Below are 12,343 nucleotides of genomic sequence, written 5' to 3'. Positions count from 1 at the left end.
GGCTCAGCCGGGCCGGCGGGCCAGCGCGTGCAGCCGGCTGGCGATGTCGCGCAGCGGCGGAATGCCGGCCGCGGCGTCCTCGAACTCGACCAGCTCACCCTCCCAGGCGGCGACCTCGTCCGCGGCGTCGACGGTGTCCCTGGGCACGCCCTGCATGGCGTCGGAGATCACGCCATCGCCCTGCAGCAGCGCCACCTCGAGGCCGGCATTGGTGAGCAGGCCGGTCAACCGGTCGCGGTCGAGCCGGCGCAGCAGGGTCTCGCCGTCCTCGCCGAGCACCCCGTCCGGCGCGGCGAGCAGCCGGCGGGCCTCGGCCACCCGCCCGGCCAGCGCGCGGTGCAGCACGGCGGCGAAGCGGTTGGCCGCCAGCACGGACACCGCGCCGCCGGGCACCGCGGTGGCGGCCAGCGCGGCGACCGTCGGGGCGGGGTCGTCGACCACCTCCAGCAAACCGTGGGCCAGCACCAGATCGGCCGAGCCGGGCGGGACGTGGGTGCCGAGGGCGTCGGAGTCGTCGGCCACCACGGTGATCCGGTCGGCGACGCCGCTCTCCTCGGCGCGGCGGCGCAGGGTGGCCAGCGCGTTCGGGTTCGGCTCGACCACGGTGACCAGGCAGCCGGCGGACGCGAACGGCACCGCCCAGACGCCGCTGCCGCCGCCCACGTCGACCACCCGGGGCCGGTCGACCCCGCGCGCCCTGGCACCGGCCAGCTCGGCCTCCAGCACGCGGTGCACGGCCGCCGAGCCGCGAGCCGCCGCGGTGTCCGTCCTCATGGCCCGACAGCCTAGTGGGCCGCCGCCGGTCGCCGCCGGTCGCCGCGGACTCCGGGTGCGCCCGGGGGCCACGCCGGGGTCCGCACCCGGGGCGGAGACCGTAGGCTGGTCGTCGTGCACACGGTCGCGGTACTCAGCCTCAAGGGAGGCGTCGGGAAGACGACGGTTGCGCTCGGAATCGCCTCCGCGGCGCTGCGCCGCAGCGCGCGCACCCTGGTGGTGGACCTCGACCCGCAGGGCAACGCCACGGCCTCGCTCGACCCGCCGCTGACCGACGCGACCCTCGCCGACGTGCTGAAGACGCCCCGCCGCGCGGTGCTGGACGAGGCCATCGCGCCCAGCGGCTGGAGCGACACGCTTGACGTCCTGGTCGGCGCCGAGGAGCTGGAGCTGCTGAACGAGCCGGGACGCACCGGCGGGCGCCGGATGGAGAACCTCGCCCGCGCGCTGGACGAGCTGCACGCCGCGCCCAGCGGGGAGCCGTACGAGCTGGTGATCCTGGACTGCCCGCCGTCGCTGGGCCGGCTGACCCGGTCCGCGCTGATCGCCGCGGACAGCGCCCTGCTGGTCACCGAGCCGACGATGTACGCGGTGGCCGGCGCCGACCGGGCGCTGGAGGCGATCGAGTCGATCCGCGCCGAGCACAACCCGAACCTGCGGCCGGCGGGAGTGCTGGTGAACCGGCTGCGGCCACGTTCCTACGAGCACCAGTACCGGATCGCCGAGCTGCGGGAGTACTTCGGCCGGCTGGTGATGCCCACGGCGATCCCCGACCGGCTGGCCGTGCAGCAGGCGCAGGGCGCGTGCACCCCCATCCACGAGTGGAACTCCCCCGGTGCGCAGGAGATCGCGCTGACGTTCAACATGGTGCTGGCGAAGATCCTGCGCTCCGGCCGCGCCGGCCGGCACCGGCTCGAGCGCGACCCCGACGAGACCACGGACACCACCGGCGCCGGTGAGCCGGGCGGCGCCGAGACGACCTCGGAGTTCCCGGCGGTGCGGGCCTACGCCGAGCCGGAGACCGGCTGAGTCGTGCCCGAGGGCGACACCGTGTTCCTGGCCGGCCGGAAGCTGCACCGCGCGCTGGCCGGCCGGCCGCTGGTCCGCGCGGAGCTGCGGCACCCCGCGCTGGCCACGGTCGACCTGGTCGGGCGGACCGTGTGCTCCGTGCGGTCGGTGGGCAAGCACCTGTTCACCCGCTTCTCCGGGGATCTCAGCCTGCACAGCCACCTCCGGATGGACGGCAGCTGGCGAGTGCTCCGACCCGGGGCGCGGTGGCCGCTTCCGGCGCACCACGCGCGGGTGGTGCTGGCCAACGCCGAGGCCGAGGCCGTCGGCTTCCGGCTGCACGACCTCGAGCTGCTGCCCACCGGCCAGGAAGCCCGCCTGGTCGGCCACCTCGGCCCGGACCTGCTCGATCCACAGTGGACTGACGAGCACGAGGGGCTGGCGGCCGCGCTGCTGGCCGCCGACTCCGAGCGTGAGCTCGGGCTCGCCCTGCTGGACCAGCGGGTCATGGCGGGGGTGGGCAACCTCTACAAGGTGGAGATCTGCTTCCTGCTCGGACTGACGCCGTGGACCCCGGTGGGCCAGGTCGACGCCGAGCGGGTGGTGACGCTGGCCAGGAAGCTGCTGACCGCCAACGCGTGGCGCCCGGAGCAGAGCACCACCGGCGAGCTGGCCAGGGGGCGGCGGAACTGGGTGTACGAGCGCACCCGGCAGGGCTGCTTCCGGTGCGGCGGCCCGGTGCGTGTCGCCGGGCAGGGCAGCGGGCTGCACCGCCGGCCCACCTGGTTCTGCCCGCGCTGCCAACGCGGCCCCGCCCCGGCCCGCTGACCGCGCGCTGGGCTCTCGCGAGGCCGGGCGGCGCCGGTACACTCGCCGAGTGCCGACGTACCAGCTCCCGCTGTACGGCAGCGACCGCACCCGCGGTGACCTCGCGCCGTGACGCCACCACGCCGGGCGAGGCCCACCCCGGCCGCTCGCTGAGCGGCGGCCGTGGCGGCCCCCGGCCCGCCGCGCCCGTCCGTCCGCACCCCTCGCTTCGGGAGCTCGAGCCCATGCCCGAGTACCGCACGCTGCGCGACCTCGTCGCCGCACTGCCCAAAGTGGAGCTCCACGTCCACCTGGTCGGCTCGGCCGGCCACCACACCGTGGCCGCGCTGGCCCGCCGGCACCCCTCCTCCGGGGTGCCCACCGACCCGGCCGGGCTGCGCGAGTTCTACACCTTCCGCACCTTCGACGACTTCCTCGCCGCGTTCTGGGCGGTGCAGTCCCTACTGCGCGACGGCACCGACATCGCCACGCTGGTCAGCGGGCTCGCCCGGGACCTCGCGGCGCAGAACTGCCGCTACGCCGAGGTGACGGTCACCCCGTACAACCACCTGCTCGACGGGATGGACGGTGACGAGCTGCTCGCCGGGCTGGCCGCGGGGCGCGCCGCGGCCGCCGCCGAGCACGGGGTGGACCTCGCGTGGTGCTTCGACATCCCGGGCGAGCGCGGCGCGGTCGCCGGCCGGGAGACGGTGGTGTTCGCGCTGCGCAACCGGCCGGACGGGCTGGTGGGCTTCGGGCTGGGCGGGCCCGAGGTCGGCGTCGGCCGGGCCCGGTTCGCCCCGTTCTTCACCGCGGCGCGGGAGGCAGGCCTGCACAGCGTCCCGCACGCCGGGGAGACCACCGGCCCGGCGACGGTCTGGTCGGCGATCCACGACCTCGGCGCGGAGCGGATCGGGCACGGCACCAGCTGCGTGGCGGACCCGCGGCTGCTGGAGTACCTGGCCGAGCACCGGATCCCGCTGGAGGTGTGCCCGACCTCCAACGTGCGCACCGGGCAGGTGCCCTCGGTCGCCGCCCACCCGGTGCGGCGGATGCTCGACCACGGGCTGGTGGTGACGCTGAACACCGACGACCCGCCGATGTTCGGCGCGACGCTGAACGGCGAGTACCTCGCGGTCGCGACGGCGTTGGGGCTGCGCCCGGCCGAAGTGGTGGAGCTCGCCCGCGCCGGGGTGACGGCGGCGTTCCTGCCGGAGGAGCGAAGGGCTGCGCTGCTGGCCGAGATCGACGCGGTGGGGCGGGACGCGCAAATCCTGTTGCCGCGGGGGGACGACGTCGCCTAGCGTGGCGCGTACACGAGAAGGGAGGTGGTCCAACGTTGAAGAACGACAGGACTCGTGAGGTGGCTGTCCGCTGACGGACGGCACGTGACCTGACTTTCGCGGGCATCCGTGTCTGCCGGCGGTGAATACCAGGCAGTCACCCGGCCCCCGACGCTCCCGGGAACCAGTCCGCCCCGGGCCGCGAGCACCGCTCGCGGAGTCGCGACGGGGGCCGCTTTCTTTCCGCGCCGCCGTGCGGTGCTCCGCTTTCCGCGGCGGTTCCCGTTCGCCTGCCGGTCCTCGGTGTTCCCGCTCGGACCTGGTCCGGCGCTTAGCGCCGGCGTGCGGCAGCATGTGGGCCGTGCTGTTCGACAAGCTCGTCCGACCGACCCTGTACCGGCTGAACGGTGGCGACCCGGAGGCCGTGCACGAGCGCACGGTCCGGGCACTGGGCCGGCTCGCCGAGGTGCCGCCGGCGCTGGCCATGCTGGAGCGGCGTTACCGCCACGACGACCCGGTCACGGTGTTCGGCGTGCGCTTCGCCAACCGGGTCGGGCTGGCCGCCGGGATGGACAAGGACGGACGCGCGCTGCACGCCTGGCCGGCGCTCGGCTTCGGGTTCGTCGAGGTCGGCACGGTCACCCGGCTCGCCCAGCCGGGCAACCCGAAGCCGCGGCTGTTCGTGCTGCCGGGCAGCGACGCGGTGATCAACCGGATGGGCTTCAACAACGCCGGCGCCGACGCCCTCGCCGAGCGGCTGGCCACCGGCGGCAAGCCGCCGGTGCCGCTGGGCGTGAGCATCGGCAAGTCCAAGGTGGTGCCGCTGGACGAGGCGGTCGCCGACTACCAGGCGGCGCTACGCGCGCTCCATCCCTACGCGGACTACGTCGCGATCAACGTCAGCTCACCCAACACCGCCGGGCTGCGGGCCCTGCAGGACCGGGAGGCGCTCAGCGACCTGCTCACCGAGCTACGGGCGACCTCCCGCACCCTCGCCGAGCGGGCCGGCCGCGAGCCGGTCCCGCTGCTGGTCAAGGTGGCCCCCGACCTCACCGCCGAGGCGCTCGCCGAGCTGCTCGAGGTGTGCCTCGACCACGGCGTGGCCGGCGTCATCGCCACCAACACCACGCTCGCCAGGGAGGGGCTCGACGGGACCGAGGCACACCTGGGCAAGGAGGTCGGCGGGCTGTCCGGCCGGCCGCTGGCCGCGCGGGCCAGGGAGGTCGTGCGGTTCGTGCACGAGCAGACCGGGGGCGCGCTGCCGATCATCGGGGTCGGCGGCATCCTCGGCCCACACGACGCCGAGCTGATGCTCGACGCCGGCGCGTCGCTGGTGCAGCTCTACACCGGGTTCGCGCTGTACGGCCCCGGCCTGGTCCGGCACATCACCCGCGCCCTCGCCGCCCGGCACCCGATCACCGGCTGACCGCGAGCGGCGCGACCGCCGGCGTCCCGTCGGCGAGCTCCAGCGGGCCGAGCGCCACGCCGGGTGGCAGCGCCGCCAGCAGCCCGTCGAGCGCGGCCGGGGGCAGCCGCCACCGCTCCCCCGCCAGGGAGCCGCCCCCCGGCGCGTGGAGGGCGGCCACCGCCAGGTCGGTGGGTGCCGGGACGCCGCGGTAGCCCGGCGTGGTCCGGACCGGGCCCATGGGCCGCGCACCCAGCTCCACCAGCACCGCCGGCGGGCGGGGCCCGAACACCACCAGGTCGAGCGCCGGCACCGGGTACGGCTCCAGCTCCGGCTCGTCGGTGAGGACGGCGGCCACGTCGAGCGCCACCTGGTCGGCGAAGGCCGGGACGAGCACGCTGACCCCGAACGGACCGCCGTCGGCGGTGCCGGCCGGCACCGCGACCGCGGCCAGGTCGAGCAGGTTGGCGAACGCCGCGTAGCGGCCGAGCCGGGCGGGCACGACCACCGGGTCGGCGAGCACCGCGGCGATCGTGGGGTGCTCCGGGACGGTGGGCAGCAGCAGCGCGTCGTGCCGCCGCCACAGCGGGGCGACCTCGGCGGCCAGCCCGGCCAGCCGGTCGAGGTCGGCCGCGAGCCGGGCGGCGGGCAGATCACCCGCGGCGAGCACCACGGACGCCACCACCGGGTCCACCTCGTCGCGGTGCGCGGCGAGGAACTCGCCCACCGCGGCGGCCCGCTCGGCGAGCATCACCGTGCCGTAGAGCGCGGACGCCTCGGTCAGCGGGGTGATGTCGACCCGCTCGACCACCGCGCCGGCCGCGGTGTACACCGCCACGGCCGAATCGAACGTCGCCCGCGCCGCCGGGGACAGCGGGGCGAGACCGGTGTCGTCCGGAACGCCGAGGCGTGGCCGGGGCCCGGCCGCGAGCCGCGCCGACGGCGGCCAGGCCCGGCTCCGCGGGTCACCGGAATCCGGGCCGAGGATCGCGGCGAGCGCCCGCCGGGCCGGGTCGAGCCGGCGGGCGAGCACGCTGACACAGTCGTACGACGGCGAGGCGGGCACGACGCCGGTGGCCGGGACGAGCCCGCGAGTGGGCTTCAGACCGACGATCCCGTTGAACGCCGCCGGGACCCGGCCGGACCCCGCGGTGTCGGTGCCCAGCGCCACGTCGACGACGCCCAGTGCCACCGCGACCGCGGACCCGGCGCTGGACCCGCCGGCCACCCTGTCCGGATCGACGGCCGAGCGCACCGGGCCGGCGGGCGTGCGGCTGCCGGCGAGGCCGGTGGCGAACTGGTCGAGGGTGGTCTTGCCCAGCACGACCGCGCCCGCCGAGCACAGCCGGCACACCACCGATGCGCTCGTCCCCGGCGTGAACGCGAAGGCCGGGCACCCGGCGGTGGTGGGCACACCGGCCACGTCGATGTTGTCCTTGACCGCGACGAGCATGCCGGCCAACGGCAGGACCTCGCCGGCGTCGAGCCGGGCCGCCACCGCCCGCGCGTCGGCCAGCACCGCGTCCCGGTCGCGCAGGGTCACCCACACGTCGGGCCGGTCGACCTCGGCGAGCCGGTCGAACGCGGCCCGCACCCGACCGGCGACGTCCACCGAGCCCGAGCCGCCCAGCCCGCCACCGGGCTGTCCTGACCGCGGCACCACTCGCACTCGCCCGCGTCAGGACAGCTCGCGCAGCGCGATCGCCAGCCCGGCCAGCCGGTCCGTGGCGTCGGTGAGCGCCTCCTTGGCCGGCTGGATGCCGCCGCTGCTGGCCGCCACGGCCTGCCCGGCCGCCGCGATCAGCCCGCGGTAGCCGGTGAGGCCGTCGTCCAGCTGCTCCCGGAGCGTTCGCACCGCCGAGCCCAGTGGGCCCCGCTCGGCGGCGGGCGCGGTGGCCATGGCGCGCTCGATGGCCTGCACCCGCGCGGCGAGGCCGCGCAGCGCCGCGGCCGCCTCCCGCGCGGTGGCCCTGGCCTCCTCGACGGAGACCTCCGGGACCGACGCCGGGGCACCCGCCGACGGTGTGTCGAGCTGGGTGAGCAGCTCCGTCAGCGACGCCTCGCACTCGGCGAGCCGCTCCATCGGCTCGCGTGCCGCCGACCCTGCGGAGGGCAGCGGCGGCGGGGCCGTGCTGGCCGGAAGCTCGACCCGGTTGAGCTGGCGCAGTCGCAGCCCGGAGCGCACGCCGAGCGCACCGAACACCACCATCCCGGCGGCGCCGGCGAGGAACTCCGCGCCGGCGGCACCGGCGGCGCCGACCACGCCGGTCAGCCCGGCCACGGCCACCAGCCCGCACAGGATGGTCAGCACGATCCACAGGGTGAGCGCGCGGGAGGTGCGCCGCTTGCGCCGCTCGAGCTTGGCGGCCGGGTCGTTCCACCGCTCCCACTTCGCCCGCAGGTCGCCGACCACGGGCAGCTCGGCCGACAGCTGCGGCAGCCGGGGCGCGGACGGCGGCACCGGGCGGGCCGGCTCGCCGGGCCGCGCCGGCGAGCTCGGCGGCAGGTGACGCTGCAGCTTCTCCTGGGCGCGGTAGGCATAGTCGGGCAGCCGCTCGACGTGCTTCTCCAGCTTGGCACCGAACCTGTCGAAGTCCCGACGCCAGGAGCCCTTGCCGCCCGCCATCAGCTCACGCCCCTCCTCGCTGGCGCTCGTCGCGGCACTCGCCGGGCTGCTGTGCCGAACGGTTCGCTCGCACGCTCGCTCACGCCTCGTTCTTCTGCTGCTCCGCCCGCAACCTGGCCTGGATCTCCTGCTGGATGTTCGGGCTCGGCTGGTTCGTCGATGTCGCCGAGGACGCGGCCGGCTTCTGCTCGGCGGCGCCGTCGGTCACCTGCGCGACCGACTCACCGCGCATCGAGGCCCGGATCTGCTCCAACCGGTTGTGCCCGGCCAGCTGGGTGGTGGAGTGCTGCACCTCCAGCATCCGGCCCTGCACCGAGTTCTGCGCCAGCTCGGCCGAGCCCAGCGCCGTGGCGTAGCGCTTCTCGATCTTCTCCCGCACCTCGTCCAGCGACGGGGTGGTGCCCGGCGCGGCGAGCTCGCTCATCTGGGTCAGCGAGGCGGACACCCGCTCCTGCATCTTCGCCTGCTCCAGCTGCGAGAGCAGCTTGGTGCGCTCGGCCAGCTTTTGCTGCAGCATCGTGGCGTTGCGCTCCACCGCCTGCTTGGCCTGCGCGGCCGCCTGCAACGCCTGGTCGTGCAGGGTCTTCAGGTCCTCGATGCTCTGCTCGGCGGTAACCAACTGCGCGGCGAAGCCCTCGGCGGCGTTCTCGAACTCGGTGGCCTTCTGATCGTCACCCTTGGCCCTGGCCTCGTCGGCGAGCACCAGCGCCTGCCGGGTGGACGCCTGCAGCTTCTCCACCTCGCTCAGCTGCCGGTTGAGCTTCATCTCCAGCTGGCGCTGGTTGCCGATCACGGCCGCGGCCTGCTGGGAGAGCGCCTGGTGGTTGCGCTGAGCCTCCTCGATGGCCTGCTGGATCTGCACCTTCGGGTCGGCGTACTCATCGACCTTCGACGAGAACGCCGCCATGAGGTACTTCCAGAACTTCACGAAAGGGTTGGCCATCTCCTCCGCCTGCCTTCTTGCGTCCCACGGGCTGATCGATCCCGCCGGCCGGCGCACGTCACCTCCCCTCGGCAACGGCGCGACCACGGTGTCGGGTTCCATCGTGTCAGGTCACCCGTCGCCGTTCCAGGTGACCCCGGGGGAATTCAGGGATTGCCCGGACCTCGCCGGGCCGTCGCGGGACGGCGACGACCCCGAGGGCCGCTCGGGGTCGTCGGGGCTCGCGCGCCGGGGCGACCGAGGTCGCGGGCGCGGTGGCTCAGGCCGCGATCGTGGCGGTGAGCTTCGGCGCGGTGATGGTCCTGCACAGGGTCGGGGTCATCGAGGCCCGCGCCTCGCCCGGCGCCCGCAGCTCGGGCAGGTCACCGAGGTCACCGAAGTCGCCACGGTCGGCAAGGTCGGCACGGTCGCCTCCGGGGACGCCCGAGGCCAACCGGCCGCCCTCGAAGCCGCCGGAGCCGGCCGGCATCGTCCGCTCCCGCTCGGTGTGCCGCTCGGTCGCCCGCTCGACGGAGCCGAGGTCGACGCCGTCCAGCGCCGACATGTCGGCGGCCACGTGGCGCAGCAGCTCCGCCAGCGGCAGCTCCAGCGCGTCACAGATCGAGGCCAGCAGCTCGCTCGACGCCTCCTTCTGCCCGCGCTCCACCTCGGAGAGGTAACCCAGGCTCACCCTGGCGGCACGAGAGATCTCGCGCAGCGTGCGGCGCTGGTTGGTGCGGGCATGCCGGAGCCGATCACCGATCGCCTCACGCAACAGCACGGTCATTCCGCGCCCTCCCTTCGGGTACGACCCACGTTACCCAGTTCGGACGGCTCACCGCAGGCCATGACACGTCCGTCCGCCAAGGGCGAACGCTCAGCGTGCCCCCAGATGTTCCCAGAGCAACGCCAGTGCCCCCGTCACCGCCGCGCCGCGCACGGCCGCGCGGTCGCCGGGGCACTCCAGCGTTCGTCCGGTCCGCACCCCCGGCCCGGCCACCGCGAGGTGCACGGTGCCGGGCGACACGCCGTCCTGCGGGTCCGGGCCGGCCACCCCGGTGAGCCCGAGGCCCCAGTCGGCGGCGCAGCGGCGCCGGGCGCCGTCGGCCAGCTGGGCGGCCACGTCGGGGTGCACGGCGCCGCGCGCGGCGAGCAGCGTTCGGTCCACCCCGGCCAGCGTGGCCTTCAGTTCGGTGGCGTACACCACCAGCCCGCCGCGGACGGCAGCGCTGGCGCCCGGCACCTCGGTGAGCGTGGCGCAGACCAGGCCAGCGGTCAGCGACTCGGCCGTGGCCACCGTCTCACCCCGGCGGACCAGCGCGGCGAGCACCTCCGCGGCGATCGGGTCGGCGGGCTCGGTCGGCTCGGTCACCGGCCCACGCCCGCCCTGCGCCCGGCCGCCCGCAGCCGCAGCGCCCTGATCACGTAGTCGACCCCGGTGGCGACGGTCAACGCGACCGCGACGCCCATCAGCGCCCAGCGCACCGGATCGGCGCCGGCCGGCAGCGGCAGCAGGTAGAGCACGATCGCCACGATCTGGGCCAACGTCTTGGCCTTCCCACCGCGGCTGGCCGGGATGACCCCGTGCCGGATCACCCAGAACCGCAGCAGCGTCACCCCGATCTCCCGGACGGCGATCGTCACGGTGATCCACCACGGCAGCTCGCCCAGCACGCTCAGCCCGACCAGCGCCGCGCCGATCAGCGCCTTGTCGGCGATCGGGTCGGCGATCTTGCCGAAGTCGGTGACCAGCCCGAACCGGCGGGCCACCCAGCCGTCCACCTGGTCGGTCAGCGAGGCGACGGCGAACAGCGCGGTGGCCAGTGAGCGCCACAGCGGGTCGGCGCCGGTGCCGACGAACAGGGCGCCCACGAACAGCGGGACCAGCGCCAGCCGGGACAGCGTCAGGACGTTCGCGACGTTCAGCGTGGGCACCGGGGTCGGCGCGGGAACACCGGCCGCGCGCTCACCACCGTCACCGGCGTCGGTCGGATCGTCGGGAACCGCACTCACCGGCCGGCATCCGGTCCCGGGGCGCACGGCCGCACGACCAGGTCGACGCCCACGCTGTCGACGACCTCGCAGCGCACCAGCTCGCCGGGGGTTCGGTCGCCGGCGTCGAGCAGCACGCACTCGCCGTCGACCTCGGGGCCCTGGTGCGCGGCCCGGCCGGTGGTCTCCTCGCCGGCGGTCTCGACCAGCACGTCGACCACCTCGCCGACGCGCTCCTCGGCCCGCTGCGCGGTGAGCTCCTCGACCAGCGCGGAGATCCGGCCGACCCGCTCGGCGATCGTGTCGGCGTCCAGCTTGCCGTCGAGGGTCGCCGCCTCCGTACCGTCCTCGTCGGAGTAGCCGAACACGCCGACCGTGTCCAGCCGCGCGGCGGTGAGGAACCGCTCCAGCTCCCGCAGGTCCTCCTCGGTCTCGCCGGGGAAGCCGACGATCACGTTGGTGCGGATGCCCGCGGTCGGGGCCAGCTCGCGGATCTGGTCGATCAGCGCGAGGAACGGGCCGCGCCCGCCGAACCGCCGCATCCGACGCAGCACCGGCTCGCTGGCGTGCTGGAAGGACAGGTCGAAATAGGGGGCGACACCGGGGGTGCTGGCGATCGCACGGACCAGGCCGGGCCGGGTCTCGGCGGGCTGCAGGTACGACACCCGCACCCGCTCGACGCCGGGCACCTCGGCCAGCGCGGGCAGCAGCAGCTCCAGCGCGCGCCCGCCGCCGTGCTCCCGGCCGAGGTCCTTGCCGTAGGAGGTGGAGTTCTCGCTGACCAGGAACAGCTCGCGCACGCCGCGCTCGGCCAGCCACGCCGCCTCGGCGAGGATCTCCTCGGGGCGGCGGGAGACGAAGGCGCCGCGGAACGACGGGATGGCGCAGAACGAGCAGCGGCGGTCGCAGCCGGAGGCGATCTTGAGCGCGGCCACCGGGGCGTCGTCCAGCCGGGTCCGCAGCACGCCCGGCACCCACGGAGCACGCGGCGCGGGGCCGTCCTGCGCGTGCCCGGGGATGGCGACCGCACCGGCCGCGGCGGACCGCCGCACCGGGCTGATCGGCAGCAGGGTGCGCCGGTCGGTGGGGGTGTGCGCGGCGACCGGGCGACCGGCGACGACGTCACCGAGCCGCTCGGCGAGGTCCGGGTAGTGGTCGAAGCCGAGCACCGCGTCGGCCTCCGGCAGGCTCTCCGCCAGCTCGGCGCCGTAGCGCTCGGCGAGGCAGCCGACGGCCACGACCTTGGCACCGGTGTCGGCGGCGGCGAGCAGGGTGTCCACCGAGTCCTTCTTGGCCGACTCGACGAAGCCGCAGGTGTTCACCACCACGACCTCGGCGTCCTCGGGGTCGGCGGTCAGCTCCCAGCCGCCCTCGGCCAGTCGGCCGGCGAGCTCCTCGGAGTCGACCTCGTTGCGTGCGCAGCCCAGGGTGAGCAACGAGACCCGGCGCGCCGGCGAGGAGTTCGTGGTGGGGGTGGACACGGGCATCAGGGTAACCGCCGGGCGGGCGGGCGAGGCGGGGCGCCC

Annotated in this window: 12 protein-coding genes; 4 read left to right on the top strand and 8 right to left on the bottom strand. The window is 75.6% G+C overall.

The window, feature by feature from the left end:
* Positions 1-3: 3 nt before the first annotated feature.
* Complete coding sequence (locus BM051_RS14915) at positions 4-774, bottom strand: methyltransferase domain-containing protein (protein ID WP_092530730.1); 771 nt, start codon at positions 772-774, stop codon at positions 4-6.
* A gap of 114 nt (positions 775-888) precedes the next feature.
* Between BM051_RS14915 and BM051_RS14910 the strand changes: the two genes are divergently transcribed.
* The 4 genes from BM051_RS14910 (at position 889) to BM051_RS14895 (ending at position 5,298) form a co-directional block, all read left to right on the top strand.
* The gene (locus tag BM051_RS14910; protein ID WP_092530729.1) at positions 889-1,803 is read left to right on the top strand and encodes a ParA family protein; all 915 of its coding nucleotides are present in this window, start codon (positions 889-891) and stop codon (positions 1,801-1,803) included.
* A gap of 3 nt (positions 1,804-1,806) precedes the next feature.
* A complete protein-coding gene (locus tag BM051_RS14905) occupies positions 1,807-2,610 on the top strand; it encodes a DNA-formamidopyrimidine glycosylase family protein (protein ID WP_092530728.1) in 804 nt (267 codons plus the stop codon).
* A 224-nt stretch (positions 2,611-2,834) separates the two neighbouring features.
* The gene (gene add / locus BM051_RS14900; protein WP_092530899.1) at positions 2,835-3,893 is read left to right on the top strand and encodes an adenosine deaminase; all 1,059 of its coding nucleotides are present in this window, start codon (positions 2,835-2,837) and stop codon (positions 3,891-3,893) included.
* Between the two features lie 340 nt (positions 3,894-4,233).
* Entirely contained in the window at positions 4,234-5,298 is a 1,065-nt protein-coding gene (locus BM051_RS14895; RefSeq protein ID WP_166677852.1) for a quinone-dependent dihydroorotate dehydrogenase, read from the top strand.
* Here the strand turns inward: BM051_RS14895 and BM051_RS14890 are convergent.
* The 7 genes from BM051_RS14890 to rimO all read right to left on the bottom strand — a co-directional run bounded on the left by BM051_RS14890 (position 5,288) and on the right by rimO (position 12,304).
* The gene (locus BM051_RS14890; protein ID WP_243859832.1) at positions 5,288-6,937 is read right to left on the bottom strand and encodes an allophanate hydrolase; all 1,650 of its coding nucleotides are present in this window, start codon (positions 6,935-6,937) and stop codon (positions 5,288-5,290) included. The two genes, BM051_RS14895 and BM051_RS14890, sit on opposite strands and share 11 nt — an antisense overlap.
* An 18-nt stretch (positions 6,938-6,955) precedes the next feature.
* The gene (gene pspM / locus BM051_RS14885; RefSeq protein WP_092530725.1) at positions 6,956-7,903 is read right to left on the bottom strand and encodes a phage shock envelope stress response protein PspM; all 948 of its coding nucleotides are present in this window, start codon (positions 7,901-7,903) and stop codon (positions 6,956-6,958) included.
* 79 nt (positions 7,904-7,982) lie between these two features.
* Complete coding sequence (locus tag BM051_RS14880; protein WP_092530724.1) at positions 7,983-8,846, bottom strand: PspA/IM30 family protein; 864 nt, start codon at positions 8,844-8,846, stop codon at positions 7,983-7,985.
* 259 nt (positions 8,847-9,105) lie between these two features.
* Positions 9,106-9,612: a helix-turn-helix domain-containing protein gene (locus tag BM051_RS14875; RefSeq protein ID WP_092530723.1), complete on the bottom strand. Its 507-nt coding sequence runs from the start codon at positions 9,610-9,612 to the stop codon at positions 9,106-9,108.
* A 90-nt stretch (positions 9,613-9,702) separates the two neighbouring features.
* On the bottom strand, positions 9,703-10,197 hold the full coding sequence (locus BM051_RS14870; RefSeq protein ID WP_092530722.1) for a CinA family protein: 495 nt from the start codon (positions 10,195-10,197) through the stop codon (positions 9,703-9,705).
* Positions 10,194-10,838: a CDP-diacylglycerol--glycerol-3-phosphate 3-phosphatidyltransferase gene (pgsA, locus tag BM051_RS14865; protein WP_092530898.1), complete on the bottom strand. Its 645-nt coding sequence runs from the start codon at positions 10,836-10,838 to the stop codon at positions 10,194-10,196. The genes BM051_RS14870 and pgsA overlap by 4 nt, the downstream gene beginning before the upstream one ends.
* On the bottom strand, positions 10,835-12,304 hold the full coding sequence (gene rimO, locus BM051_RS14860) for a 30S ribosomal protein S12 methylthiotransferase RimO (RefSeq protein WP_092530721.1): 1,470 nt from the start codon (positions 12,302-12,304) through the stop codon (positions 10,835-10,837). Before rimO ends, pgsA begins: the two co-directional genes overlap by 4 nt.
* Positions 12,305-12,343: the final 39 nt, after the last annotated feature.

Origin of the sequence: Amycolatopsis arida (assembly GCF_900115565.1) — a bacterium.
Classification (GTDB): Bacteria; Actinomycetota; Actinomycetes; order Mycobacteriales; family Pseudonocardiaceae; genus Yuhushiella; species Yuhushiella arida.
This window is presented reverse-complemented; position numbering and strand designations above follow the sequence as displayed.